Source organism: Streptomyces sp. NPDC001903 (genome assembly GCF_042891345.1).
Classification (GTDB): Bacteria; Actinomycetota; Actinomycetes; order Streptomycetales; family Streptomycetaceae; genus Streptomyces.
Genome location: NZ_JBIASZ010000015.1, coordinates 195,778 through 220,853, shown reverse-complemented (window position 1 = coordinate 220,853; position 25,076 = coordinate 195,778). Strand labels below are relative to the sequence as shown.

Here is a 25,076-nt window from a genome sequence, read left to right as displayed (position 1 = left end):
GGCCCCCGCCGGGCGCGGTCTGCGCGCGGCGGGGGCCTTCGTACGGGTGCGGGAAGAGCGTCAGCCCTGCGCGGCGGCTTCCGCCTTGTAGATGTCCGGCTCCAGGTAGATCACGCGGGCGATCGGGACCGCCTCGCGGATCCGCGCCTCGGCGGCGTTGATCGCGTCCGCGACCTGCGTGGCGGTGTCGTCGCCCTCGACGGCGATCTTCGCGGCGACCAGGAGCTCCTCGGGGCCGAGGTGCAGGGTGCGCATGTGGATGACGCGGGTGACGACGTCTCCGTCGACGAGCGCGGCCTTGATCTTCTCGACGTCCTCCGTGCCCGCGGCCTCGCCGAGCAGCAGGGACTTCGTCTCGGCGGCCAGCACGACCGCGATGACGAGCAGCAGGGTGCCGATGCAGAGGGTGCCGATGCCGTCCCAGACGCCGTTGCCGGTCGCCAGCGCGAGGCCCACGCCGCCGAGGGCGAGGACCAGGCCGACGAGCGCGCCGAAGTCCTCCAGCAGGACCACCGGCAGCTCGGGGGCCTTGGCCCGCTTGATGAACTGGCCCCACGACAGGGAGCCGCGGATCTCGTTCGACTCCTTGATCGCCGTACGGAAGGAGAAGCTCTCGGCGACGATGGCGAAGACGAGCACCCCGATCGGCCAGTACCAGGCCTCGATGGGGTGCGGGTGCTGGACCTTCTCGACGCCCTCGTAGATGGCGAACATGCCACCGACGGTGAAGAGCACGATGGAGACGAGGAACGCGTAGATGTAGCGTTCGCGCCCGTACCCGAAGGGGTGTTCCGGCGTCGCCTCGCGCTGGGCCTTCTTGCCGCCGAGGAGCAGCAGCCCCTGGTTCCCGGAGTCGGCCAGCGAGTGGACGCTTTCCGCGAGCATCGACGACGAGCCGCTGAAGACGAAGGCCACGAACTTGGCTACAGCGATGGCGAGGTTCGCGGCGAGTGCCGCCACGATCGCCCTGGTACCGCCCGACGCGCTCATGGGTTTTCGGAGTCCCTTCCTCGGTACGGCACCCCTGCCCGGGGCGCCGCGCTACGGCGGCACATTGTTGCAGCCGTGGCGGCGGACGCCACGTTCACACCGACACGGTGGCCCGGAAAACAGTACCGATCCCGGACAGTTCGACCTTTTCACCGGCCGGGACGAACACCGACTCCCCGGGGGACAGCGTCAGTTCGCCGGCCTTCGGGCGGCCCGCCGTGCAGAGCAGGATCTGCGGGGCGGTGTCCGGGAGGGGGTGGGGGGCGGCGCCGGGGGCCAGGGCGAAGCGCGAGAGCCGGAATTCCTCGATGGGGCTCTCGTAGACCTCCTCGCCGTTGCCCTCGGGGCGCTGTACGGCCGGGTCGCCGGGTTCGAAGCGCACGATCTTCAGCAGCTCGGGCACGTCCACGTGTTTGGGGGTGAGTCCGGCGCGCAGCACGTTGTCGGAGTTGGCGAGCAGCTCCACGCCGAGGCCGTCGAGGTAGGCGTGCGGGACTCCGGCGCCGAGGAACATCGCCTCGCCGGGCTGGAGTCGTACGTGGTTGAGCAGCATGGCCGCGATCACGCCGGGGTCGCCCGGGTAGTGGTGGACGAGCGAGGCGTACGGGGCGTACGGGCCCCCGAGGCGCTCGATCGCGGCTCCCGCCTCGGCGACCGTACGGGCCATCTCGGCGCGGTCCGCGGTCAGTACGGCGGTGAGCATCTCGCGCAGGGCCGCCTCCTGCGGATGGGCCCGCAGGAGGTCGACGTACGGCTTGAGCGAGTCCACCCCGAGGCCTTCGAGCAGTTCGGCGGCCTCCAGCGGCGGGCGGAACCCGCACAGGCCGTCGAAGGGGGTGAGGGCGCAGATCATCTCGGGCTTGTGGTTGGGGTCCTTGTAGTTGCGGTGTCCGGCCTCGACCGGGATCCCGCGGCGCTCCTCGTCCGCGTAGCCGGCCTCGGCCTGTTCGAGGTCGGGGTGGACCTGGAGGGAGAGCGGGGCGCCGGCCGCGAGGAGTTTGAGGAGGAAGGGCAGCCGGGGGCCGAACTTGGTGACGGCGGCCGCGCCGAGCTCCCGCTCGGGGTCGGCGGCGATGACGTCCGCGAGGGTGGTCTCGCCGTCGCCCCGGTCGAGACGGGAGGGAGCGCCCGGGTGGGCTCCCATCCACATCTCGGCCTGCGGCTCCCCGGTGGGTTCCACACCGAGGAGCCCGGGGATCGCGGTGGTCGATCCCCAGGCGTAGGGGCGGATCGTGTTCGTCAGGCGGTCCATCTTCGTCCGTCTTCCTGGATGAAGGGCCGGCACGGTGGTGTGCTCAGCCGTGTCCCCTGGTCGCCAACGCCAGGTAGGCGGTGGCGAAGTCCGTGACGGCGAGGAGTTCGGCGATCTGTTCCAGTTCGCCGCCCTCCTCCGGTTCGAGCTCGCTGATGGCCGTGTCGTGGCTGAGGGCGAGCTCGCGCGCGGCCGGGGCGGCGGTGAGGCCGCCCGTGGGCCGGTCGCGCAGCAGGACGATGCGGGCACGGAGAGCCTGGGGCTCCTCCACCCGGTCACGGAAGAAGTCTTCGGGGTCGGCGCCGGCGGCGAAGGAGCCGGCGAGCAGGACCCCGTGGGCGGGCAGCGCCTCGGGCAGGTCGGCGGCCAGTGCGGGGCGGCCGGCGAGTTCGGCGAGGGTGGCGGCGAAGCGGCGACCGGCCGGTCCGGCCCCGGCGCCCTCGCTCCAGATGAGCGGGAGGGTGTCGGCGAGCTCGGCGGCGAGGGTCTTGGCCGGGTTGGAGTACGTGGCGATGGCCGGTCCGCAGCGCTCGGCGGTGCGGTCGAGCCGGTCGGCGACGCGCTGCAGGGTCTCGGGCGCGGCGGTGATCAGCCCGACCTTGTCGAGGAGCACGAGCAGCGGGGTCAGCAGGGCCCACAGGGCGCCGGGTCCGGCCGCGGCGGATTCGTCGTACTCCTGGTACGGGGCCTTGGCCATCGGTACGAGGAGCCCGTGCGCGCCGTCGACGGCCTCGCTGAGCGGGGAGCGCTCGGGTGCGACGGCGACGACGGTGCAGCCGCGCCGGTAGGCCTGCTCGGCGAGGAGGGCCAGTCCGGGCTCACTGCCGTCGGTGGTGGCGAGGAGCAGCAGGTCGACGGAGCCGGCCCAGCCGGGCAGCGCCCAGCGCAGGGCGCCGGCGGCGTGGGCGACGCCGGTGGGGTGCAGGCGGGTGACCGGTGCGGAGGCCCCGGCGAGGGCGCCGAGCAGGTCGGCGACTCCGGTGGCGGCGGTGCCCGACCCCGCGATGAGGACGGCGCGGGGCCGGCCGTCGGGGCGCAGGTCGGCGAGGCCGGCCTCGGTCGCGTGCCGTGCCGCGGTGCGGACTCTGGCCCCGGCCTCGGCGGCGCCGCGGAGCAGGCCGCGGCGGTCGGCGCGGGCGAGCTCGTCCGGTGCGTCGAGGAGCGACTCGTCGAGCATTGCGGCCTCCGGCTGATTCAGAAGGGCGGGCGACTCGGTTGCTCGGGCGCCCGGCGCTGCGACGGACGCCCCTTGGTGCCTGTGCGTCCCGGGGCCTGCGGCCCGGGACGGCGGCCTCAGGCGGGGCGGCGGGCCTCGTCGACGAGGAGGACCGGGATGCCGTCACGGACCGGGTAGGCGAGGCCGCAGTCCTGGCCGGTGCAGATCAGCTCGGGAGCCGCTTCGTCCGCCGACTTGTCCTCGAGGGGCGCGTGGCAGGCGGGGCAGGCGAGGATCTCCAGAAGGCCGGCTTCGAGCGGCATGGGGCGGTTCCCTTCGAACATGCGGATTGGGCGAGGTCAGCGTACCGCCGGGCCGCACCTCGCGCGGCCCGGCCTGACATGGCGTTCAAGCCCGGACGAGGGCGAGGACCTCGTCGCGGACCTTCGCGAGGGTCTCGGGGTCGCGGGCCTCGACGTTGAGGCGCAGCAGCGGCTCGGTGTTGGAGGCGCGCAGGTTGAACCACCAGTCGGCGGAGCTCGCGGTCAGGCCGTCGAGCTCGTCGAGGGTGATGCCCTCGGCGGAGCCGTACGCGGCCTTGACGGCGGCGAGGCGGTCGGCCTGGTCGGCGACGGTGGAGTTGATCTCGCCCGAGCCGGCGTAGCGGTCGTACGAGGAGACCAGCTCGGAGAGCGGGCCGTCCTGGCCGCCGAGGGCCGCGAGGACGTGGAGCGCGGCGAGCATGCCGGTGTCCGCGTTCCAGAAGTCCTTGAAGTAGTAGTGCGCCGAGTGCTCGCCGCCGAAGATGGCGCCGGACTTGGCCATCTGCTCCTTGATGAAGGAGTGGCCGACGCGGGTGCGGACGGGGGTGCCGCCGTGCTCGCGGACGACCTCGGGGACGGACCAGGAGGTGATCAGGTTGTGGATCACCGTGCCGGTGCCGCCGTTGCGGGCCAGTTCGCGGGCCGCGACCAGGGCGGTGACGGCGGACGGGGAGACGCCCGCGCCGCGCTCGTCGACGACGAAGCAGCGGTCGGCGTCGCCGTCGAAGGCGAGGCCGAGGTCGGCGCCCTCGGCCCGCACGCGGGCCTGGAGGTCGACGATGTTCTTCGGGTCGAGGGGGTTGGCCTCGTGGTTCGGGAAGGTGCCGTCGAGCTCGAAGTACATCGGGACCACCTCCAGCGGCAGGCCCTCGAACACGGTCGGGACGGTGTGGCCGCCCATGCCGTTGCCCGCGTCGACGACGACCTTCAGCGGGCGGATCGCGGTGAGGTCGACCAGGCCCTTGAGGTGCTCGGCGTAGCCGGCGAGGGTGTCCTGCTCGGTGATCGTGCCCGGGGCGGTGCCTGCGGCGACGGCCGGGGCGCCCTGCTCGGACCACTGCTCGACGAGCTCGCGGATGGTGGAGAGGCCGGAGTCCTGCCCGACGGGGGCGGCGCCGGCCCGGCAGAGCTTGATGCCGTTGTAGCGGGCCGGGTTGTGCGAGGCCGTGAACATGGCGCCGGGCAGGTCGAGCGTGCCGGAGGCGTAGTACAGCTGGTCGGTGGAGCAGAGCCCGATCAGGGTGACGTCCACGCCGCGGGCGGCGGCGCCGCGCGCGAAGGCCCCGGACAGGGCGGGCGAGGAGGGCCGCATGTCGTGGCCCACGACGATCGCCGTCGCGCCGGTGACCTCGACGAAAGCAGCTCCGAACAGTTCGGCCAGCGACTCGTCCCACTCGTCCGGTACGACACCACGTACGTCGTACGCCTTGACGATGTTCGAAAGATCTGCGGCCACTGCCTGCCCTCCTGAGGTGCTGTGCGGTGGAGCAAACCTACCTGCACGGAGAGCGGCTTTTCAGACCATGTGATGTCAGGAGTCGGGCGAACGCAGGACGCGCAGGTGTCCGCGGCGCGTCTCCCCGGTGCCGCCGGCGCCGTTGCCGCCCTGGCCGGATCCGCCGGCCTGGGCCGCGCGGTCGTGCGGACGGGCTGCTTCGCGGACGGCGTTGGCCAGGGCTTCGAGGTCGTCGCCGCTGGGGCGGGAGGGTGCGGAGCCGTCGGTCAGGCGCACGACGTCCCAGCCCCGGGGGGCGGTCAGGCGCTCGGAGTGCTCGGCGCACAGGTCGTAGCAGTGGGGTTCCGCGTAGGTGGCGAGCGGGCCGAGGACTGCGGTCGAATCGGCGTAGACGTACGTCAGTGTCGCGACGGCAGGGCGGCCGCACGCGGTGCGCGAACAGCGACGTACAAGGCTCACGACGTTGGACGGTACCGCACTCTTGACCGGGCCGCGACGACTCTCCCCCAGCCCGCTCTCCCGTGTCGTGCCTGCGGAGGGGCGCGGCGGGTCCGGAAACGCCCGGGTGGGAGGGGCCGCGAGGGCTACGCTGCGGGGGTGACCGACAGCCCCCTGCCCCCCGGCCCGCCCCGCCCCGCCGAGCCTCCCGCCGAGCCGCGGCCGCGCCGCCGCGACCGGCACGGGCGGGGGATGCGGGGGCCGCTGGCCCCGCCGCAGGTGCCGCTGTCGGCGAGCCGGGCGGAGCTGTTCGGGGACCTCGTACGGGATTCGGTCGAGCGGCTGGAGCGGCGGTTCCCGCAGCTGGCGGAGGTGGAGTTCGTGGTCGCCGACGTGCCGGGGCCGCCGGGCGGTCCGGACACGGGCTGGAACGACGAGGCGGTGCCGCTCGGGGCGCTCTCGGAGCCGGACGGCGCGGGTCGGCCGGCGCGGGTCGTGGTGTTCCGGCGGCCGGTGGAGATCCGGACGAAGAGCCGGGACGAGCGGGCCCTGCTGGTCCACGAGATCGTGGTGGAGCAGGTGGCCGAGCTGCTGGGGCTCTCCCCGGAGACGGTGGACCCGCGGTACGGACAGGACTGACGGGCGGCCGAACGGGCCGGCGGGCGGCCCGGCCCCAGGGGCCTGCCGCCCCCGGCCGGCCCGGCCGCCCGTACGGCGCGCTAGTCGGTCAGGACCGTGAGGTCCTGGGCGGCCTTGGGGACCGAGACCATCGCGTGGTCGTCCGACAGCCCCTGGATCGTGAACATCGGGATGCCCTCGTGCGGCAGGGTCAGCGTCCGGGCCGCGTACACGGGTCCGCCGGAGACGGTCTCCACCGTCAGCGCGTAGGCGCCCTTGGCGCCCGCCGGGGCCAGCGTCAGCGCCTGCGTCGTGCCCGCCTTGACCGTGACCTCCTTCGAGGCCGGCTCCCCGGCCTCCGTGCCCGCCGAGGCCGTGACCTTGACCTTCGCGTCGGTGCCGCCCGCCACCGTCAGCGAGAGCACCGTCGCGTTCTCGTCGGCCCGGTTGTCGGCGACCGTGGCCCGCGTGCCGACCGGTGCGGTCGCCGGGAGGAAGCCCAGCTCCTGCTTGGCGCCGCTGCCGCGGACCACCCGCACGGCGGCCACCACCGGTACGGCCTTCTTGCCGTTCGCCGGGGCCAGCACCAGCGAGCCCGCCTCGCCGCGGGTCACGTCCTTGAGGTCGACGCTCGCGGTCATGCCGCCCTTGACGTGCAGCTGCTCGTTGTCCGCGGGGCTGATCGAGCCGTTCGGCCCGGCCAGCTTGAGGGTGAGGTCCGCGTCCTCCTCGCCCGGCGCGAAGGCCACCAGCCGTACGGAGGTGGCGTCCGCCGGGATCCCGGGCAGCACCAGCGAGCCCGCCGGGTCGGCGGAGGCGGGCAGCCAGTCGGAGCCCACCCCCTCCTCGCCGACCTGCACGGAGGCGCCGACCCGGCCCGCACGGGTCGTCACATGTGCGGTGACGTCCGGGAGCTGCGTGCCGGGGGCCAGCGAGGACAGTGAGACGGCCTTGGTGGACTTGGGGTCGATCCGGATGTTCTCGCCGGTGCCGCCGTCGGACTTCACCGCCCCGTCCGGGCCGAACATCTTGATGTCGATCACGGCCGCGGTGTCGTCCGGGTTGGTGAGGTGCACGTAGTCCTCGCGCCCCTTGGCCGTGCTCGCGCCGGGGAACCAGAAGTCGGTGCCGGGCGTCGTGCAGCCGACGCCGAGGACGCCGCGCGCGCGGCCGACGGCGACCTTCGTGGTCTGCTGCGCGGTCCAGCCGGGGGCCAGGATCCCGTCGGCGACGCCCGTCAGCGCGGGCGCCTCCGCCCCGGAGGCGGTGGCCCCGGCCGGCTTGCCGCGCTCCTTGAGCTCCAGCACCGGCTTGGCCTCCTTGGTCGCGCCGAGGAGGCGGGCCGCGCCCTTGCCCCCGGCGCCGGCCGCACCGGGGGTGATCGCCGTGTACGTGGTCTCCGCGATGTCCGAGGAGCTGGGCGCGGGGCAGACCAGTGCGGACCGCTCCACCGGCATCCGGGCCGCGGCCGCCGGCTTGGCCTCGGCGGCCGGGGCGGCGGGGGCGGTGAGATGGCCGATGCCGGTGACGGCCGCCAGGGCCGCGGCCACCGCCGCCAGCGTCAGGGGTGCGCGCTGCTTCACTGCTGGGGGCTCCCGTCCGGACGCGGCTCGTGCTGTCCGTAGGTGTCGTACGGCTGCTCGTACGGCGGGTAGGGGTACGGCTGCTGGGGCGGCTGGGGCGGGTAGGCCGGCTGGGCCTCGTAGCCCTGCTGCGGGTACGGGTACTGCTCGTACTCCGGGGCCTGGGCGGGCGCGGGCACGTACGGCTGCTGGGGCTGCTGCTCGTACGCGTAGCCCTGGTCGCCGTACGCCTGGTAGGCGTAGGCGTCCTCCCCGTACACCGGCTGCGCCGGGATCTGCGCGTACGGGTCGGCGACCGCGCCCGCGGGCTCCTCGGCGGCGGGCGCCGCGGCGGCCGGGGACTGCGCCTCCGCGCGCAGCCTGCGGGCGCGGCGGCCCTCTCCGGCCTCGCCCGCGGCGGACCGCTCGGCGGCCTCCGCCTCCTCTTCCGGCAGGTCGTCGTCGAGCCGGGCCCGGCGGCCCGGCAGGGCCATCACCAGCAGCACGAGGGCGAGCAGGCCCTGGGCCCAGTGCCAGGCGGTCCGGGTCAGCGCGTCCTCGTGGACGAGGTCGAGGCGGCCGCCGGCGGCGGGCAGTTCGAAGCCCTGGGCCCAGCCGTCGAGGGTCTTGGGCTTGAGGGGCTTCCCGTCGAGCGCGGCCGTCCAGCCGGGGGCCGCCCGGTCGGCGATGCGCAGCACGCGGCCCGCCTCACCCGACGGGATCTTGGTGTGGACCTCCACGGGGCCGGAGGCGACCGGGATGGGAGCCTCGCCCGGCTTGCCGGAGACGATGGCGGCACGGGCGACCTGGCGGTCCACCCGCCACAGGGCGCTGCCGTCGAGCTGGCTGAGGCGGCTGAGCCCCGGGGTGGCGTCGAGGACCTTGCGCATCTGCTGCGGGGCGCCGTCGCGGACCAGGATGTAGCGGATCGCGAACCCGCTGAGCTGGTCGCTCTGGTCGGCGCCGGAGCCGGCGACGAGGCTGGAGACGACCTTGTCGAGCTGGGGGCTGCTGCCGGCCGCGGCGGCGAGTTCGGCGTCGCCGAGGCGGCCGCCGGAGCCGCGGACCAGGGTGTAGGAGACGGTGGCGGGCGAGGTACCGCCGAGGACGAGGGTGCGGGCCTGGTCCCGGGTGCCGCTCTCCTCGGCGACGAACGCGGGTACCTGGACCGGGTCGCGCCGCTCCAGCGGGCCGGCGGCCCCGCTGATCATCCAGCCGGCCGCGCCGAGCAGCGGGCCGGCGGCCGCGGCGAGCGCGATCAGCGCGGCGAGCGGCTGGCGCCAGCCGAAGCTGCTGGCGGCGACCCGTTCCTTGGCGCCGTCGGCGCCGACGGCGGCGGCGGCGAGCAGGGCCAGTCCGTAGACGAGGGTGGCGGGCCCGGCCCAGCCGGTGCGGTTGACGACGACGGCCAGCAGCAGCGCGACGAGGGCGGTGGCCCAGGCGGTGCGGACGGCGAACTGCCGCTCGGCGCGCAGCAGGGCGCCCAGGGCGGCGAGGACGATGCCGATGAGCAGCAGGCCGCCGGCGGTCCGGGGGCCGCCGGGGCTGATGCCGAGCAGGTCCAGGGCGGTGGCCGAGCCGGATCCGTACGGCAGGCCGGCCTCGCGCAGGAGCCGGCCGGGGTGCGTGAGCAGGCTCAGCGACCAGGGGGCGAGCACGAGGAGCGGGACGGCGAGCGTGGCGAGCAGCCGCAGGCCGTACGCCTTCCACTCGGCGCGGCGCAGTACCAGGGCGGCGGTGCCGAGGAGGGCGGCCAGCGGCCAGACGACGGGAGTGAAGGCGGTGGCCAGGGTCAGCAGGAGGGTGTACGTCCACACCGGGCGCCAGCCGGACCGTTCGCCCTCGGCCGCGCCGAACCCGAAGGCGGCGACGGCCGAGCGGGCGATGAGCGGGAACAGGATCGCGAGGACGGCGGTGCCGAGGCGGCCGCCGGCGAGGGCGCCGGTGACGGCGGGCAGGAAGGCGTAGGCGACGGCGGCCCAGGCGCGCAGCAGCCGGGACTCGACGAGCGGCCGGGAGGCGAAGTACGCGGTGAGCCCGGCGAGCGGGACCGAGCAGACGAGCAGCAGGGTCAGGGCGGCGCTGGTGGAGCCGAACAGCACGGTGGCGAGGGCGCCGAGGACCGCGAGGTAGGGGGGCGCTCCGGCGGTGGAGCCGGTGGCGACGGGCTGCCAGTCGTCGGTGTAGGCGCGCCAGAGGGCGAGTCCGCCGTCGGGGGCGGGCAGCAGGGCGCCGCCCATGAGGGAGCCGCCGCCGAGCAGGGCGCGGCAGGCGATGACGGAGACGAGCAGGAGGAGCGCGAAGAGGACGGGCGCGGGGTTGCGGGCGATCCGCTTGAGGCGCGCGAACTGTTCGATCTCGAGGTAGTCGGCGTCGTCGCCGCCGGGGCCGGATTCGACGGCTCCGCCGTGTCGGCCGACGGCGGCCGTCTCGGTGTCGCGGTCGGCGCCGAAGTAGCCGGCGAGCTGTTCGGCGTTGGCCCGCACGCTCGCGCCCGGGGGCGGGAAGAGGGGGCGCAGCTCCTTGGCGGGGACGGCGGGGCGGCCGCGTCTGCGGCGCGCGCCCAGGATCCGGCCGGGGCGCAGCAGGGTGGCGAGGAGGCCGGTGATCTCGTCGACGGCCTGGCCGGGCGCCTTGCCGACGAGGTAGGCGAGGGTGCGGAGCACGGTGCCCACGAGCAGGCGCAGCAGGACGTACGGCAGGGCGCGGCCGGAGCTGTTGGCGAGGACCGTGTAGACGGCGCCGGCCTTGTCGACGCGGTGCGGGCTGGAGCTCGTGCGTCCGGCGCAGTCGACGGTGCGGCGCTCGCGGGCGGCGGCCTCGGCGTGGCGCAGGACGGCGTCGGGGGCGACGAGGACGGTGTGGCCGGCGCTCTGGGCGCGCCAGCAGAGGTCGACGTCGTCGCGCATGAGCGGCAGTCGGCGGTCGAAGCCGCCGAGGGCCTCGTACACGTCGCGGCGGACGAGCATGCCGGCGGTGGAGACGGACAGGACGGGGCGGACCTGGTCGTGCTGGCCCTGGTCCTGTTCGCGGCGGTCCAGGCCGGTCCAGCGGCGGCCGCTGCGGGCGATGGTGACGCCGGCTTCGAGGAGCTGCTTCTTGTCGTACCAGCCGCGCAGCTTGGGGCCGATGACGGCGGCGTCGGGGTTCTCGTCGGCGACGCGGAGCAGTTCGGTGAGGGCGTCGGGCTCGGGGGCGCTGTCGTCGTGGAGCAGCCAGAGCCACTGGACGGGTTCGCCGTGGGGGAGTTCGGGGAGGTCGTACGCGTCGTCGCGCCAGGTGCGGCTGACGGGGTCCCATCCGCTGGGGCGCTTGAGGTACGGGAGGTCCTCCGGGGTCAGGATGCCGGCGCTGCGGGTGGCTTCGTCGACGGCGGCGCCGAAGCCGGTGCGGCGGGCGAGGTGGAGGACGCGGTCCTCGCCGAGGGCCTCGCCGAGCAGACGCGCGGAGTCGTCGGCGCTGCCGGTGTCGGCGGCGATGTGGCTCTGGGCGGGGCGTTCCTGGCCGAGGAGGCCGGCGAGCGTTTTGGGCAGCCAGCGGGCGCCGTCGTGGGCGACGAGGACCGCGGTGACGACGTGCCGGGGGAACTCGGGTGTGGCGGCAGCCTGGTGGGAGGCCGTCGACTGGCTGTGCAGGGACATCGCTCTACTGGCCCTCCGGCCTGGGGGTCCCCCCGGACGCGGTCCGGGGAGTGGATCCGGGGGTGGTGTGCTCCCGGAGGCTGCTGGACAGCGCCCCACACTAACGGCTGGAAACACAGCGGTCCGCCTCCTGCGGGGAAGGTGCAGGAGGCGGACCGTTTGCTCTGCTCGTTGCTCGGTTCCGAGCGGTGTTCCGCACGATGTGCCGTGCGGTGTGCCGCGTACCGCCGCGCGGCGCCGTCCGTTGCCGTGCGTCGCGCCGTGTCGCGCTGCGTGCTCAGACGGCCGCTTTTTTCAGCCGTCGGCGCTCGCGCTCGGAGAGGCCGCCCCAGATGCCGAATCGCTCGTCGTTGGCGAGTGCGTACTCGAGGCATTCGGAGCGGACTTCGCAGGCGAGGCAGACCTTCTTGGCCTCGCGGGTGGAGCCGCCCTTCTCGGGAAAGAAGGACTCGGGGTCGGTCTGGGCGCACAGAGCGCGCTCCTGCCACCCGAGCTCTTCGTCCGCCTCCTCGACCAGCAGTTCCTGAAACAGCTCGGTCATGTGCGCCCCTCGCTCTGTCTGTGCGTCCCCGTGGTGTTGTCGTTACTCATCGCTACGTAACGACACGAGTGAAATTACAAGTGGGCCGCTCCCGGGCAGTCAAGCCGAGATCTGCTATTGGGCCCCTTATTCACTCTGCGGAACCAAGCGTATGCAGAAAGTGTTCATATCGCCAAAAATCGTGACACATGCAACCGGTGCCCCACAGGGCGCGTGTTCACCCGCAATCGACGTGTCACTCCGCAGTGCGGTTGCGATCAAGCCAAAGAAGCGGCGCAGATCACATTTCGATCACGGGGCGGCGCGTCGGGTTTGGGCAGGGCCTGTGCGGCATCGGCGCGATGTGAGCGCCACCTCCCCTGCATCGGTTTGCACAAACCTTTCTCCCAGCACGGCAACCGGATCAGATGAAACTTTTGCGGCCATTCGAGGCATTGGGTTGACAGTCGGGCCTTCGACCCGGTCTCCTTGTCCCCATGTCAGTGACCTCGGCCGCCACCCGGACCCCCATTCGTGGGTTCCTGAGTGCTGTCCAGGTTCGCTGTTGCTGTTGCAGCTGTTGATGCCTCCGGAGCCTCGGCTCCCCTGAGCTCCGGCCACCCCCACAGCGACCGCCAGCACGACTGACATCCGTCGAGGACACCCCCACGATGAACAGCACCTCCACGAGCACCACCGTCACCACCCCCCTCCGCGTCACGGCCCCCCTCCCCGTCGAGAGCGACCTCCAGATCGCCGGCGACATCCTCTCCGTCCAGCACCTGCTCCAGCCCGCCCGCGAACACCCGGCCACCGTCGCCGAGTTCGTCGGTCTCGCCCGCTCCATCGCCGCGAACCGCGCCGAGTGGGAACACCTGGTCGAGTACGACGCCACCACCCGCTGGTACCACCGGCTGCGCACCGGCCCCGGCTACGAGGTCTGGCTGCTCAGCTGGGTCCCCGGCCAGGGCAGCGGCCTCCACGACCACGGCGGCTCCTCCGGCGTCCTGACCGTCCTCGACGGCGAGCTCACCGAGCACGGCCCGCGCGGACCGCTCACCCTCGGCGCCGGCGCCCAGCGCGTCTTCGCCCCCGGCTACGCCCACGAGGTCGTCAACGACACCCTCGAAGGAGCCGTCAGCCTGCACGTCTACTTCCCGGGCCTGACCGAGATGCCGATGCACAGCTGCTCCCCGGCCCGGCCCGAGGCCCTCTCCGTCTGATCCCGCGGTCGGCCCGACGGCCCCGCCCGCCCGGCCGGCCGCGACCCCGCAACGACAGCCCGCGGCCGGCTGACAGACTGTCCGCATGCGCATTGTTGTTCTGGCCGGCGGCATCGGCGGCGCCCGTTTCCTGCGCGGCCTCCAGGCCGCCGTCCCCGACGCGGACATCACGGTCATCGGCAACACCGGTGACGACATTCACCTGTTCGGGCTGAAGGTGTGCCCCGATCTGGACACGGTGATGTACACCCTCGGCGGTGGCATCAACGAGGACCAGGGCTGGGGCCGCACCGACGAGTCCTTCACCGTCAAGGAGGAGCTCGCGGCGTACGGGGTCGGACCGGAGTGGTTCGGCCTCGGCGACCGTGACTTCGCCACCCACATCGTCCGTACGCAGATGCTCGGCGCGGGCTACCCGCTGAGCGCCGTCACCGAGGCGCTCTGCGACCGCTGGCAGCCCGGGGTCCGGCTGCTGCCCATGTCCGACGACCGCGTCGAGACGCACGTCGCCGTCACCGACCCCGAGAGCGGCGAGCGGCGCGTCATCCACTTCCAGGAGTACTGGGTCCGGCTGCGCGCCTCGCTCGACGCCGAGGCCGTCGTACCCGTCGGCGCCGAGCAGGCCAAGCCCGCGCCCGGCGTGCTGGAGGCCATCGCGGCCGCCGACCTGATCGTCTTCCCGCCGTCCAACCCGGTCGTCTCGGTCGGCACCATCCTCGCCGTGCCCGGCATCCGCGAGGCCGTGGCCGCCGCCGAGGCGCCCGTCGTCGGCCTCTCCCCCATCGTCGGGGGCGCGCCCGTGCGCGGCATGGCCGACAAGGTGCTCGCCGCCGTCGGCGTCGAGTCCACCGCCGCGGCCGTCGCCCGGCACTACGGCGCCGAACTGCTCGACGGCTGGCTCGTGGACACCTCCGACGCGGACGCGGTCGCCGAGGTCGAGGCCGCCGGGATCGCCTGCCGCGCGGTGCCGCTGATGATGACCGACCTGGCCGCCACCGCCGAGATGGCGCGGGCCGCGCTGGCGCTGGCGGAGGCCTCCCGGTGAACGTCCCCGCCGGGTCCCCCGGGTCCCCCGGGTCCCCCGTGCCCTCGTACGAGGTGCGCGCCGTCGCCGGGATCCCGGAGGTCCGCCCCGGCGACGACCTCGCGCGGCTGATCGCGGCGGCCGGTCCCGGCCTGCGGGACGGGGACGTCCTGCTGGTCACCTCGAAGATCGTCTCCAAGGCGGAGGGCCGGATCGTCCGCGCCGGCTCCCGCGAGGACGCCATCGACGCCGAGACCGTACGGGTCGTCGCGCGCCGGGGCGCGCTGCGGATCGTCGAGAACCGGCAGGGGCTCGTCATGGCGGCGGCCGGCGTCGACGCCTCGAACACCGAGCCGGGCACCGTGCTGCTGCTGCCCGAGGACCCCGACGCCTCGGCCGCCGCGATCCGCGCCGGACTGCGCGACCTGCTCCGCGTCGACGTCGGCGTCATCGTGACCGACACCTTCGGGCGGCCCTGGCGCTCCGGGCTCACGGACGTGGCGATCGGCTCGGCCGGGGTACGGGTCCTCGACGACCTGCGCGGCGGTACGGACGACCGGGGCAATCCGCTGAGCGCGACGATAGTGGCGACGGCGGACGAACTGGCCGCGGCCGGGGACCTGGTCAAGGGCAAGGCGACCGGGCTGCCGGTGGCCGTCGTGCGCGGACTGGCCCACGTGCTCGGCGAGGGTTCGACGGCGGCCGACCTGGTGCGCGCGCCGGCCGAGGACATGTTCCGGCTGGGCACCTCGGAGGCGGTACGGGAGGCCGTGACGCAGCGGCGCACCGTAAGGGCCTTCACGGACGAGCCGGTGGACCCGGGCGCGGTCCGCCGCGCGGTGGCGGCGGCCGTGACGGCCCCGGCTCCGCACCACACCACGCCGTGGCGGTTCGTCCTGCTGGAGTCCGCGCGGTCCCGGCTGGAGCTGCTGGACGCGATGCGCGACGCCTGGGTCGAGGACCTGAGGCGCGACGGCAAGTCCGAGGAGTCCATCGCCAAGCGGGTCCGGCGGGGCGACGTGCTGCGCAATGCCCCGTACCTGGTGGTGCCGTGCATGGTGACGGACGGCGCGCACGACTACGGGCACGCCCGGCGGGATGCGGCGGAGCGGGAGATGTTCGTGGTCGCGACGGGCGCGGGCGTGCAGAACTTCCTGGTCGCGCTGGCCGGGGAGCGGCTGGGCTCGGCGTGGGTGTCCTCGACGATGTTCTGCCGGGACGTGGTGCGCAAGGTGCTCGGGCTGCCGGAGGACTGGGATCCGATGGGGGCCGTGGCGGTGGGCCATGCCGCATCGGCTCCGGCGGAGCGGCCGGCGCGGTCGGCGGAGGCGTTCATCGAGCTCCGCTGACGAGCTGTTCGCCGGTCAGAGCTTCCCGATGTCCGTCCTGGGCATCTTCGGAGTGCGGCGGGGCGGTACGCGGCCCGCCAGCAGGATGAGGCGGGCCGCGCGGTGGCGCTGGCCGGCGTACGGGGCGAGCAGTTCGAGCATCTCGGCGTCGTCGGCGTCCCGGTTCCCGGCGAGGGCGTAGCCGATGATGCCCGGCAGGTGCAGGTCGCCGGTGGTGAGCGCGTCGGCGGCGCCGTTGCTGCGCTGGAGGGTCTCGGCGGAGGTCCACGGACCGATGCCGGGGACCGCCTCCAGCCGGGCGGCGGCCTGCGGGAGCTCCATCCCGGCCGCCTCCTCCAGGCGGTTCGCCACGCGGGCGCAGCGGACGATCGCGGCGGAGCGCTTGGCGTCGACGCCGGCCTTGTGCCAGTCCCAGGAAGGGATCAGCGCCCAGGTCCGGGCGTCGGGCATGACGTGCAGGCCCTGCGGGAGGCCGGCGCGGGGGCCGGGCGCGGGCTCCCCGTACCAGCTCACCAGGCGGCGCCAGGCGCGGTACGCCTCGTCGCTGGTGACCTTCTGCTCCAGGACGGTCGGGATCAGGGACTCCAGCACCAGTCCGGTACGGGTCAGGCGCAGCCCGGGGCGGCGGCGGTGGCTGGCGTGCACGAGGCGGTGGCGGGGGACGAAGGCGGCGGGGTCGTCGCCGTCGCCGAGGAGGGCGGGGAGCCCGTCGAGCATCCACTCGGCGCCGGGTCCCCAGGCCTCGGCGCGGGCGGTGCCGGTGCCGGGGGCGAGGGCCACGCGGAGGGTGGCCGGGCCCTGGGGCGTCCGGCTCGTCTTCCAGACGGAGCCGTCGGGGGTGGTGCGGAAGGTGGGGTCGCCGGGGCCGCGCCGCAGGGGGCCGAGCGTGAGCCCGAGATCGACCCCCCGGCCGGGAGCCCACTCCCGCACCCGGGCGCCCGCGGTCGCGGCGGCGTCCGGGCCGGCTCCGGTGGGCGCGGGCACGGCGGTGCGGCCGCCGCGGACGGCGGCGCGGGTGAGGGGGTCGAAGCGGCCGGCCATGCCTCGAGCGTAGCCCGGCGAGACGCCCCTAGGGGCGGCCCTGGAGCTTCGCCGAGGAGGTGCGGGTGGGCGGGAGCTGGGCGTAGAGGAGCTTGCCCGGGCATTCCGTGGCGAAGCCGTCGCGGTGGCCCGAGATCACGTTCAGCTTGACGTTCGTGCCCTTCTTGAAGAGGTTGCCGCCGCCCGACTTCAGGGTGGTCTTCGCCCGCGGGTCCCGGTTGAACAGCCCCAGCTTCCATGCCGTGAGCTGCGCCACCGCCTTCACCGCGGCCGCCGGCGGTGCGGTGCTCGTGTACGTGCCGAGCACCGCGACGCCCATGCTGTCCGTGTTGAACCCCATGGTGTGCGCGCCGAGCACCGCCTTGGCGACTCCGCCCGCCCGGCCCTCGTACACCGTGCCGCACTTGTCGACGGCGAAGTTGTAGCCGAGGTCGCGCCAGCCGCTGCTGACCACGTGGTAGCGGTACAGGCTGCGCAGCACCGCCGGGGCGTCCTTGCAGGCGTAGTTGTTGCCGGAGGCGCTGTGGTGGACGAAGGCCGCCTTGACCGTGCCGGTGTAGACGAAGCCCGACTCGCGCAGGGACTCGTCCGCGCCCCAGCCCAGCCGCGTCACGATCCGCGGCCGCGGGCCGATGTACGGGCGGGCCGCCGCGCTGAGGGCGCCTTCGCTGGCGAGGACGGCGTCGGCGGTGGAGTCGGCCTTGTCGAGCGCGGTGATCTCCTTCGCGCCGAGCGCGGCCAGCGGGACGTTGGCGGACGAGGACTCCGCCGTCTCCATGGTCATGCCCGGCAGGGCGACCAGGTCGCCCTTGTCGTCGCCCGCGGGCTCGTCGGCGGCGCCCTCCGCGCCGTTCTTGGCGTCGACCACCGTCACCGGGTCCGTGGAGCCCGGGTCGACGAGCTCGATGCGCATGCCCGACGGGAGCCGGGCCCCCGCGCGGGTGGCCGGGGCCCCGGCTTCCGCCTGGACGCGGACCTCGACGCCGTCGGAGTCGCCGACCCAGAGCGGGGCGGTGCTGCCGCGGACCCGGCCGGAGCCGCTCTCCTGGGTGCCGAGGTCGGGGGCGTGTTCGCCGTTGTGGGTCTCGATGTCCTGCCAGTCGGACCAGTTCCCGGTCGCCACCGCGCGGGTGCGGACCTGGACCCGGCCGAACAGCTGGGTGCTCGCGTCGTCCCAGACGACGCCGACCAGCGAGAACCTCTTGACCTCGCGCGGGGGCAGCCCGCGGGTCTCGGGCAGCCGCGGCGAGGTGCTCATGCCGGGGACGCCGGGCGACCGGTCGGCCGCCGGACCCAGGGGGGCGAGCGGCAGCGACTGGGTGGACCCGGCGGGGGCCACGGGGGCGGCGGCCGCGCCCAGCGCGGGCGCGGCCAGGGCCGGAGTGCAGAGCGCGAGCGGCAGGGCCAGGGCGGCGGCCGTCGCGACACCGATCGAGGAAGCAAGGAATCCACGCATGAAAGCGATGCTGAGCACAGTCACCACGAAGCGCCATCGGAGAACTGACGGCCCGTCCGATCCGGTCGGCGCGTCCCTCGCCCGTACGGAGGAGCCGACGCCCTCCGTACGGGCGAGGGTCCCGCGTAGGCTGGGCCGGGTGAACGCCACCGACCGCACCCCTGCCGACCTGCTGCGATCCGCGCTCGCCGCCGATCCGGGCCGCCCGCTCATCACGTTCTACGACGACGCCACGGGCGAACGGGTCGAATTGTCCGTCGCCACCTTCGCCAATTGGGTGGCCAAGACCGCCAATCTGCTCCAGGGCGATCTGGGCGCCGAACCCGGCGACCGGCTCGCGCTGCTGCTCCCCGCGCACTGGCAGAGCGCCGTGTGGCTGCTCGCCTGCGACTCGGTCGGGGTCGTCGCCGAGGTCGGCGGGGACCCGGCCGACGCCGATCTCGTCGTCAGCGGGCCGGACACCCTGGAGGAGGCCGCGGCCTGCTCCGGCGAGCGGGTCGCGCTCGCCCTGCGGCCGCTGGGCGGCCGATTCCCGCAGCCGCCCGCCGGGTTCGCGGACTACGCGGTGGAGGTACCGGGCCAGGGTGACCGTTTCGCCCCCTTCGTCCCGGTGGAAGCCGGCGGTCCGGCACTGGTCGTCGACGGCGAGGAGCTCACGCACGCGCAGCTCGTCGACCGCGCCCGCGAGGACGCGGCCAAGCGCGGCCTCACCGCGGGCTCCCGCGTGCTCTCCGGCCTCGGCTACGACAGCTGGGACGGCCTGTCGGCCGGCCTGTTCGCCGCCCTGGCCGCGGACGCCTCGGTGGTCCTGTGCCGCAACCTGGACCTCCTCTCCCCGCAGGCCCTGTCGGCTCGCACCGAAACCGAACGCGTCACCCACACCGCCGCGTAGAGCGGGTGCCCGCAAGGAGGCGAGCGGTGTGGGGCTCGTCTCGTTCGGGCGTGGGCGGGCGCTCACGCGGATGGGCTAACTTGGGACCCTCATAGGGCCCGAACCGGGTGGGGAGAAACAATTTTGGAAGCCATCCTGCTGGTCGGGGGGCAGGGGACGCGTCTGCGCCCCGTCACGGTCAACACCCCCAAGCCGATGGTGCGCGCGGCCGGTGTTCCGTTCCTCGCCCACCAGATAGCCAGGGCCGCCGCCGCCGGTGTCACGCACATCGTGATGGCCACCTGCTACCTCGCCGAGGTCTTCGAGCCGTACTTCGGCGACGGCTCCGCCTTCGGCGTCTCGCTCGAGTACGTCGTCGAGGACGAACCGCTGGGCACCGGCGGAGCCATCCGCAACGCCGCGCAGCGGCTGACCGGCGGGCCGGACTCGCCCGTCCTCGTCTTCAACGGCGACATCCTCACGGGTCTCGACATCGCGGGGCTCGTCGACTCGCACCGGGCGGCCGCCGCCGACGTCTCCCTGCACCTGGTGCAGGTCGAGGACCCGCGCGCGTTCGGCCTGGTGCCCACCGACTCCGAGGGGCGGGTGCTGGCCTTCACCGAGAAGCCGCAGACCCCCGAGGAGATCATCACCGACCAGATCAACGCCGGCTGCTACGTCTTCCGCCGCAGCGTGATCGACTCCATCCCGGCCGGGCGTCCCGTCTCCGTCGAACGCGAGACCTTCCCCGGCCTGCTCGCCTCCGGGGCCCGGCTCCACGGCGTCACCGAGAACACGTACTGGCTGGACCTCGGCAAGCCCGAGTCCTTCGTCCAGGCCTCCGCCGACCTCGTACGCGGAGTCGTCCCCTCCCCGGCCGTCCCGGGCCCGCGCGGCGAGTCCCTGGTGCTCCCGGGCGCCGAAGTGGCCCCCGGAGCCGAGCTGTCCGGAGGCACCGTCGTGGGCGCCGGAGCGCGCATCGGGGCGGGCGCGGTCGTCGAGGGGTCCATCGTGCTCGACGGCGCGGTCATCGCGGCGGACACCCGGGTGCGCGCCAGCCTGATCGGCGTCGGCGCCACGGTGGGCCTGCGCACCGTACTGGACGGCGCTGTCCTCGGCGACGGGGCCGTCGTCGGCTCGGACAACGAACTGCGCGCGGGCGCGCGGGTGTGGTGCGGGGCCGAACTGCCCTCCGCGGCCGTCCGCTTCTCCTCCGACCGCTGACGGGCCGGCAGAACGACGGAACGACGGAACGCGAAGACGCCGCCGGCCACTCGAGGCCGGCGGCGTCTTCGCGTCCGGAGACCGTCAGTTGCCCGTGACGGTGACCTTCTCGTCGTTCTGGATCTGCTTGACGAGCTGCTGCACCTTCGCCTTGTCCCACAGCAGGTTGCCGCCCCGCTCGCCCGCGATCGGCATGTTCATCGACACGCCCTCGCCGCCGCTGATGCCCTTCATCGCGAAGAACATGTCGGCCAGGTCCCACAGGGACATGTCCTTGTCCACGATCAGCGTGTCCAGGCCCGCGCCCAACACCGGGTACAGCTTGAAGGGGTTGAGGATCGTGCTCGGCGTCGCCGCCTGGTTGGCCAGCGTGGAGAGGAACTTCTGCTGGTTCTTCGTACGCGCCAGGTCCGACTCGGCGAAGGCGTACCGGGTCCGGACGAAGGCCAGCGCCTGGCTGCCGTTGAGGGTCTGTTCTCCGGCCTTGAAGTCGGCGCCCGACTTCTCGTCCTTGAAGCCCTTCTCGATGTTCATGTCGACACCGCCGAGCGCGTCCACGATGTTCGCGAACCCGGCGAAGCCGATCTCCGCGTAGTGGTCGATGCGCAGGCCCGTGTTGTGCTCCACGGTCCGTACGAGCAGCTCCGGGCCGTCGTCCGCGTACGCCGCGTTGAGCTTGGTGTGCTTGCCCGTGCCCGGGTACTTCTTCCCGGACTCGGAGCCGACGAAGGAGGGGATCTCCACGTCCGAGTCGCGCGGCAGCGAGATCATCGTATTGCCGCTGGAACAGGCCGCCAGGATCATCATCGAGTCGGTGCGCTTGCCCTCGGCCGAGCCCGTGTGGAGCTTCTTCTTGTCCTCGTCGGACAGGCCTTCGCGGCTGTCGGAGCCCACGACCAGGTACGTCGTGCAGTCGCCTTCCTTCGGGCGCTCGATGACCTTGGAGAGGTCGACCTCCCGGCGCACCTTGGAGTCGGCCCAGAAGTAGGTGCCGATGGTGGTCGCGAGCAGCGCCGTGACGAGCACGATGGAGCCGATCTTGATCCGCTTGCGCCAGTCCGGCGCCGGTCCGGCCGGTCGCCCCGGCCGCCCGCCGGGACCGCCCGGACCACCGGGACCGCTCGGCGCCCCCGGGCCGCCCGGGCCCGCCGGGGTGCTCTGCGGCCGCCCGTAGACCTGGCCGGTGTTGTAGCCGCTGTCGTAGCCGCCGTACGTGTCGTGGCTCGGGGCCTGCTGCGGGGGCACCCCGTACGCGGGCGGCTGCCCGGGCCGGGCCGGCGGCTGCGCCGGTCGCTGCGGTTGCTGCTGCGGCGGGACCGGCCGCTGCTGCCGGCGCTGGACGTGCGGCATCCGCCGGGCACCCTCGGGCTGCGCCTGCGCGCTGCCGCGTCCGTACCGGTCGTCGCCGCTGTCGTTGCGCCCCTCGGGCCACTCACTCATGCCGCCTAGGATGCCTGGCCGGAAGGGGTGCCCGACAGCCCGGGCGGAGCTTCGTTCCGGTGCTGTTGCAGAGCTGATGCCTGCGCGTCGGCTTTGGGCGGTGGCCGACGGGTCGGGCCGGGCCCGGGACGCCTGGGCTGACCGACCCTGACCCGTCGGCCACCGCCTAAGGTGTCGGTATGACAGAGATACCGGGCGCGACGGCCGGCGAACCCCAGGGCAAGCCGATCTCGGCCTCGCGGACCACCCTCAGCCACATCATGACGGCCAACGACACCAACCTCCTCGGCACGGTGCACGGCGGCGTGATCATGAAGCTGGTGGACGACGCCGCGGGCGCCGTCGCCGGGCGCCACTCCGGCGGCCCCGCCGTCACCGCGTCCATGGACGAGATGGCCTTCCTCGCCCCGGTCCGCGTGGGCGACCTCGTCCACGTGAAGGCCCAGTGCAACTGGACCGGCCGCTCCTCCATGGAGATCGGCGTGCGGGTCCTGGCCGAGCGGTGGAACGAGTCCACCCCCGCCACCCAGGTCGGCAGCGCCTACCTCGTCTTCACCGCCGTGGACGCCGATGGCAAGCCGCGCACGGTCCCGCCGGTGCTCCCCGAGACCGACCAGGACCGGCGCCGCAACCAGGAGGCCCAGATCCGCCGCACGCACCGGCTCGCCCGGCGCCGGGCGATCATGGCGCTGCGCGAGGAGCGCGCGGCCCAGGGCTTCGACGACGACTGACGCCCCGGCTACCCGCCGCAGATCACCTGATCGCCCGTGACCACCCCGTACTGGCCCTGGTGCGGGTCCTCGGGCCGGACCGGCACCACCTTCCTGTAGTCCGCCCCGGCGATCACCAGGACCGTCCGCCCCTGGCCCGCCACCGCCCGCAGCTCGCTGCCGGGCAGCGCGGTGGACACCGTACGGGCCGATCGGTCCCAGCGCGGGTCGTACGCGACCACCGTGCGCTTGACGTCGCGGCTCGCGCCGTTGCCCGGGGCCCGGGTGGTGTCGAAGCCGGTGGCGCGCAGCGCCGTGTCCACGCGGCCGCCGAGCCCGTCGATCCGGGTGCCGTTCTCCACCCGCACCCGGATCTGCCCCGGCGGCACGTCCACCGGCACCGCCGCCTGCTGCTGCGGTGCCCGCGCGGGCTGCCGCCCGGGGACGGCGGGGGCGAGCGGCCGGTCCAGGCGCAGCGCCTCGAAGAGCTTCGCGGCCTTCGGCTCGTCCCACTTCACCGTGGAGCCGATGCCCTTGACGGGGTACGAGGGGTTCCCGATCGGGACGGAGGCGAACTCCGAGGACGACGGGGTGAAGTCGCGCAGGGCCTGCCCGAGGGCCAGCATCTGCTCGGAGCCGAAGCCCCGGTCGGCCCGGACCGAGCCCAGCAGGGTGGAGCTGACCTCCTTGAACTTCACCGGGTTCAGCAGCACCCCGCCGCCGGTCGCCTGCTTGATCAGCGCCGCGACGAACCGCTGCTGGCGCTGCATCCGGCCCAGGTCCGCGGCCCCGTCCACGTGGCGCGAGCGCACGTACTGCAGGGCCTGGCCGCCGCTGAGCCGGTGGCTGCCCGGCGGCAGGTCCAGGCCGGTGTTCTGGTCGCGCAGGGCCTTGGCGGTGCAGATCTCCACCCCGCCCATGGCGTCGACCGTCTTCATGAAGCTGGCGAAGTCGACCTCCAGGTAGTGGTCGATCTTGACCCGGGTCATGCTCTCGACCGTCCGCACGGTCAGCTGCGGCCCGCCCTCCGCGTACGCCGCGTTCAGCTTCACGGGGTGCGGCCCGTGCTGCTTGCCGCTGGACTCGTCGCGGTGCGCGGGCAGCTCGGCGTAGCTGTCGCGGGGCAGGCTGACCACGCTGGCCCGCGCCCGGTCGGCGGAGAGGTGCACCAGCATGACGGTGTCGGTGCAGTGGCAGGGGGCGCCGCCGAGGCGGTACTCGCGCTTGTCCGCGGGGGTGATCCTGTCCCGTCCGTCGGTTCCGACCAGCAGGAAGTTCAGGCCGTGCCCGGCCTGCGGCCGGTTCTTCATGTCCTTGAACGGGTCCACCCGCTCGATCCCGGTGTCCAGGCCGGTCATCACCGCGTGTCCGACGGCTCCGGAGCCCAGTACCGCCACGGCCAGGGCGGCCGCGAGCCGTACTCCCCACCGGGGCCGGTCGTCCCCCCGGCGCCGGTCCGGAGCACCGCCGCGCCGCGCGCGCTGCGGCCGCGGGGGCCGGGCGGGTCGGGTGGGACGGTGCGGCTGGGGCACGGGGGACACCTCCGCGGGGGCAGCAGGGCCTGCAGGAACGAACCAGACACATCAGAGCCGGACACCTCGGTCCGGACACATCGGGCAGATCGTCAGAACAGTAGGCCCATACGATCAGCCGCTGTCCCTACCGATCATGCGGCGCGCACCCGTTTCCCCCGTACGCGGTAACGTGACACCGATACCCGACCTTGAAGGACCACATGCCCGCCCAGCAGCCCGCAGTCTCGGTGATCATGCCGGTGCTCAACGAGGAGCGCCACCTGCGTGACTCCGTCCGTCACATCCTCGGACAGGAGTACGCCGGTGAGATGGAGGTGGTGATCGCGCTGGGGCCGTCCACGGACCGCACCGACGAGATCGCCGCCGAGCTCGTACGCGAGGACCCCCGCGTCGTCACCGTTCCGAACCCCTCCGGCCGGACCCCGGCCGCCCTCAACGCCGCCATCAAGGCCTCGCGTCACCCGATCGTGGTACGCGTCGACGGCCACGGCATGCTCTCGCCGAACTACATCGCCACCGCGGTCCGCCTCTTGGAGGAGACCGGCGCGCAGAACGTCGGCGGCATCATGCACGCCGAGGGCGAGAACGCCTGGGAGGATGCCGTCGCCGCCGCGATGACCTCCCGGCTCGGCGTCGGCAACGCGGCCTTCCACACCGGAGGCAAGGCCGGTCCGGCCGACACCGTCTACCTGGGCGTCTTCCGCCGCGAGGCGCTGGAGCTGGCGGGCGGCTACAACGAGGAGTTCATCCGCGCCCAGGACTGGGAGCTGAACTTCCGCATCCGCGAGGCCGGCGGGCTCATCTGGTTCTCGCCGGAGCTGAAGGTCCAGTACCGCCCGCGTCCCTCCGTACGGGCGCTCGCCAAGCAGTACAAGGACTACGGCCGCTGGCGGCACGTGGTGGCCCGCTACCACTCGGGCTCGATCAACCTGCGCTACCTCGCGTCGCCGACCGCGCTGTGCGCGATCGCCGCCGGTGTCGTGGTCGGCGCGGCCGTCACCCCGTGGGGCTTCGTGGTCCCGGCCGGCTACCTCGCGGCGATCACCGTGGGCTCGGTCCCGGCCGGCAAGGGGCTCTCCCTGAAGGCACGGGCGCAGATCCCGGTGGCCATGGCCACCATGCACATGTCCTGGGGCTTCGGCTTCCTGACCAGCCCGCGCTCGCTCGCGGCCAAGGTCATCGCGAGCCGTCGCCCGGCGGTGCGCAGGGACCTCGCCAGCGAGGTCTGAGCGGGCCCGTACGGACGG

21 protein-coding genes are annotated in these 25,076 nt (G+C 74.0%); 8 read left to right on the top strand and 13 right to left on the bottom strand.

Annotated features, from left to right (window positions below):
- Nucleotides 1–60: 60 nt before the first annotated feature.
- From ACFYZS_RS29555 to ACFYZS_RS29530, 6 genes are all read right to left on the bottom strand, one after another.
- On the bottom strand, nt 61–990 hold the full coding sequence (locus tag ACFYZS_RS29555; protein WP_389018949.1) for a cation diffusion facilitator family transporter: 930 nt from the start codon (nt 988–990) through the stop codon (nt 61–63).
- Between the two features lie 94 nt (nt 991–1,084).
- Nucleotides 1,085–2,242, bottom strand: coding sequence for a mannose-6-phosphate isomerase, class I (gene manA / locus ACFYZS_RS29550; RefSeq protein WP_389018946.1), 1,158 nt, complete (start codon nt 2,240–2,242; stop codon nt 1,085–1,087).
- Nucleotides 2,243–2,285: 43 nt separating this feature from the next.
- Nucleotides 2,286–3,419: an SIS domain-containing protein gene (locus tag ACFYZS_RS29545; protein ID WP_389018943.1), complete on the bottom strand. Its 1,134-nt coding sequence runs from the start codon at nt 3,417–3,419 to the stop codon at nt 2,286–2,288.
- Nucleotides 3,420–3,535: 116 nt separating this feature from the next.
- Nucleotides 3,536–3,721 carry a Trm112 family protein gene (locus tag ACFYZS_RS29540; protein WP_243629438.1) on the bottom strand — a complete coding sequence of 62 codons (186 nt, stop codon included), beginning with the start codon at nt 3,719–3,721 and terminating at the stop codon, nt 3,536–3,538.
- 85 nt (nt 3,722–3,806) lie between these two features.
- Complete coding sequence (locus ACFYZS_RS29535; protein ID WP_389018940.1) at nt 3,807–5,177, bottom strand: phosphomannomutase/phosphoglucomutase; 1,371 nt, start codon at nt 5,175–5,177, stop codon at nt 3,807–3,809.
- Between the two features lie 75 nt (nt 5,178–5,252).
- Nucleotides 5,253–5,687, bottom strand: a complete 435-nt coding sequence (locus tag ACFYZS_RS29530; RefSeq protein ID WP_389018999.1) for a DUF3499 domain-containing protein — start codon at nt 5,685–5,687, stop codon at nt 5,253–5,255.
- An 87-nt stretch (nt 5,688–5,774) separates the two neighbouring features.
- Here ACFYZS_RS29530 and ACFYZS_RS29525 point away from each other — a divergent pair, with 87 nt between their 5' ends.
- Nucleotides 5,775–6,254: a metallopeptidase family protein gene (locus tag ACFYZS_RS29525; protein ID WP_389018937.1), complete on the top strand. Its 480-nt coding sequence runs from the start codon at nt 5,775–5,777 to the stop codon at nt 6,252–6,254.
- A gap of 80 nt (nt 6,255–6,334) precedes the next feature.
- Here ACFYZS_RS29525 and ACFYZS_RS29520 read toward each other — a convergent pair whose 3' ends face one another.
- From ACFYZS_RS29520 to ACFYZS_RS29510, 3 genes are all read right to left on the bottom strand, one after another.
- Complete coding sequence (locus ACFYZS_RS29520) at nt 6,335–7,816, bottom strand: DUF5719 family protein (protein ID WP_389018935.1); 1,482 nt, start codon at nt 7,814–7,816, stop codon at nt 6,335–6,337.
- A complete protein-coding gene (locus tag ACFYZS_RS29515; protein WP_389018933.1) occupies nt 7,813–11,436 on the bottom strand; it encodes a glycosyltransferase family 2 protein in 3,624 nt (1,207 codons plus the stop codon). Before ACFYZS_RS29515 ends, ACFYZS_RS29520 begins: the two co-directional genes overlap by 4 nt.
- Nucleotides 11,437–11,713: 277 nt before the next feature.
- The gene (locus ACFYZS_RS29510) at nt 11,714–11,977 is read right to left on the bottom strand and encodes a WhiB family transcriptional regulator (RefSeq protein WP_003983763.1); all 264 of its coding nucleotides are present in this window, start codon (nt 11,975–11,977) and stop codon (nt 11,714–11,716) included.
- A 650-nt stretch (nt 11,978–12,627) separates the two neighbouring features.
- On the opposite strand from ACFYZS_RS29510, the gene ACFYZS_RS29505 reads away from it, so the two are divergent.
- The 3 genes from ACFYZS_RS29505 to ACFYZS_RS29495 all read left to right on the top strand — a co-directional run bounded on the left by ACFYZS_RS29505 (nt 12,628) and on the right by ACFYZS_RS29495 (nt 15,552).
- Nucleotides 12,628–13,179 carry a cysteine dioxygenase gene (locus ACFYZS_RS29505; protein WP_389018930.1) on the top strand — a complete coding sequence of 184 codons (552 nt, stop codon included), beginning with the start codon at nt 12,628–12,630 and terminating at the stop codon, nt 13,177–13,179.
- A gap of 85 nt (nt 13,180–13,264) precedes the next feature.
- Complete coding sequence (cofD, locus tag ACFYZS_RS29500; RefSeq protein ID WP_389018927.1) at nt 13,265–14,224, top strand: 2-phospho-L-lactate transferase; 960 nt, start codon at nt 13,265–13,267, stop codon at nt 14,222–14,224.
- Nucleotides 14,221–15,552 (top strand): coenzyme F420-0:L-glutamate ligase, encoded by a 1,332-nt coding sequence (locus ACFYZS_RS29495; protein ID WP_389018924.1) that lies wholly within the window; start codon nt 14,221–14,223, stop codon nt 15,550–15,552. Before cofD ends, ACFYZS_RS29495 begins: the two co-directional genes overlap by 4 nt.
- A gap of 15 nt (nt 15,553–15,567) precedes the next feature.
- On the opposite strand, the gene ACFYZS_RS29490 is transcribed toward ACFYZS_RS29495, so the two are convergent.
- Together ACFYZS_RS29490 and ACFYZS_RS29485 are read right to left on the bottom strand one after the other, a co-directional pair.
- Nucleotides 15,568–16,593: a DNA-3-methyladenine glycosylase family protein gene (locus ACFYZS_RS29490; protein ID WP_389018921.1), complete on the bottom strand. Its 1,026-nt coding sequence runs from the start codon at nt 16,591–16,593 to the stop codon at nt 15,568–15,570.
- Nucleotides 16,594–16,621: 28 nt separating this feature from the next.
- Nucleotides 16,622–18,049, bottom strand: coding sequence for a peptidoglycan recognition protein (locus ACFYZS_RS29485; RefSeq protein WP_389018918.1), 1,428 nt, complete (start codon nt 18,047–18,049; stop codon nt 16,622–16,624).
- A 139-nt stretch (nt 18,050–18,188) separates the two neighbouring features.
- On the opposite strand from ACFYZS_RS29485, the gene ACFYZS_RS29480 reads away from it, so the two are divergent.
- Both ACFYZS_RS29480 and ACFYZS_RS29475 read left to right on the top strand, forming a co-directional pair.
- Nucleotides 18,189–18,941 carry a TIGR03089 family protein gene (locus ACFYZS_RS29480; protein ID WP_389018915.1) on the top strand — a complete coding sequence of 251 codons (753 nt, stop codon included), beginning with the start codon at nt 18,189–18,191 and terminating at the stop codon, nt 18,939–18,941.
- A 120-nt stretch (nt 18,942–19,061) separates the two neighbouring features.
- On the top strand, nt 19,062–20,144 hold the full coding sequence (locus ACFYZS_RS29475; RefSeq protein ID WP_389018996.1) for a sugar phosphate nucleotidyltransferase: 1,083 nt from the start codon (nt 19,062–19,064) through the stop codon (nt 20,142–20,144).
- 84 nt (nt 20,145–20,228) lie between these two features.
- Here the strand turns inward: ACFYZS_RS29475 and ACFYZS_RS29470 are convergent, their stop codons facing one another.
- Complete coding sequence (locus tag ACFYZS_RS29470) at nt 20,229–21,584, bottom strand: LCP family protein (protein WP_389018913.1); 1,356 nt, start codon at nt 21,582–21,584, stop codon at nt 20,229–20,231.
- Between the two features lie 179 nt (nt 21,585–21,763).
- Here ACFYZS_RS29470 and ACFYZS_RS29465 point away from each other — a divergent pair, with 179 nt between their 5' ends.
- Nucleotides 21,764–22,315 (top strand): acyl-CoA thioesterase, encoded by a 552-nt coding sequence (locus tag ACFYZS_RS29465; RefSeq protein ID WP_389018910.1) that lies wholly within the window; start codon nt 21,764–21,766, stop codon nt 22,313–22,315.
- 8 nt (nt 22,316–22,323) lie between these two features.
- Here ACFYZS_RS29465 and ACFYZS_RS29460 read toward each other — a convergent pair whose 3' ends face one another.
- Entirely contained in the window at nt 22,324–23,826 is a 1,503-nt protein-coding gene (locus ACFYZS_RS29460) for an LCP family protein (protein ID WP_389018907.1), read from the bottom strand.
- Nucleotides 23,827–24,029: 203 nt separating this feature from the next.
- Between ACFYZS_RS29460 and ACFYZS_RS29455 the strand changes: the two genes are divergently transcribed.
- Nucleotides 24,030–25,058, top strand: coding sequence for a glycosyltransferase family 2 protein (locus ACFYZS_RS29455; RefSeq protein ID WP_389018904.1), 1,029 nt, complete (start codon nt 24,030–24,032; stop codon nt 25,056–25,058).
- Nucleotides 25,059–25,076 lie beyond the last annotated feature (18 nt).

Bases quoted from the DNA above. Each gene is read 5' to 3' on its own strand.
- ACFYZS_RS29505 (WP_389018930.1), top strand. From the start codon at position 12,628: ATGAACAGCACCTCCACGAGCACCACCGTCACCACCCCCCTCCGCGTC.
- ACFYZS_RS29490 (WP_389018921.1), bottom strand. From the start codon at position 16,593: ATGGCCGGCCGCTTCGACCCCCTCACCCGCGCCGCCGTCCGCGGCGGC.
- ACFYZS_RS29515 (WP_389018933.1), bottom strand. From the start codon at position 11,436: ATGTCCCTGCACAGCCAGTCGACGGCCTCCCACCAGGCTGCCGCCACA.
- ACFYZS_RS29510 (WP_003983763.1), bottom strand. From the start codon at position 11,977: ATGACCGAGCTGTTTCAGGAACTGCTGGTCGAGGAGGCGGACGAAGAG.
- ACFYZS_RS29555 (WP_389018949.1), bottom strand. From the start codon at position 990: ATGAGCGCGTCGGGCGGTACCAGGGCGATCGTGGCGGCACTCGCCGCG.
- ACFYZS_RS29465 (WP_389018910.1), top strand. From the start codon at position 21,764: ATGACAGAGATACCGGGCGCGACGGCCGGCGAACCCCAGGGCAAGCCG.
- ACFYZS_RS29455 (WP_389018904.1), top strand. From the start codon at position 24,030: ATGCCCGCCCAGCAGCCCGCAGTCTCGGTGATCATGCCGGTGCTCAAC.
- ACFYZS_RS29470 (WP_389018913.1), bottom strand. From the start codon at position 21,584: ATGAGTGAGTGGCCCGAGGGGCGCAACGACAGCGGCGACGACCGGTAC.
- cofD (WP_389018927.1), top strand. From the start codon at position 13,265: ATGCGCATTGTTGTTCTGGCCGGCGGCATCGGCGGCGCCCGTTTCCTG.
- manA (WP_389018946.1), bottom strand. From the start codon at position 2,242: ATGGACCGCCTGACGAACACGATCCGCCCCTACGCCTGGGGATCGACC.
- ACFYZS_RS29540 (WP_243629438.1), bottom strand. From the start codon at position 3,721: ATGCCGCTCGAAGCCGGCCTTCTGGAGATCCTCGCCTGCCCCGCCTGC.
- ACFYZS_RS29485 (WP_389018918.1), bottom strand. From the start codon at position 18,049: ATGCGTGGATTCCTTGCTTCCTCGATCGGTGTCGCGACGGCCGCCGCC.
- ACFYZS_RS29545 (WP_389018943.1), bottom strand. From the start codon at position 3,419: ATGCTCGACGAGTCGCTCCTCGACGCACCGGACGAGCTCGCCCGCGCC.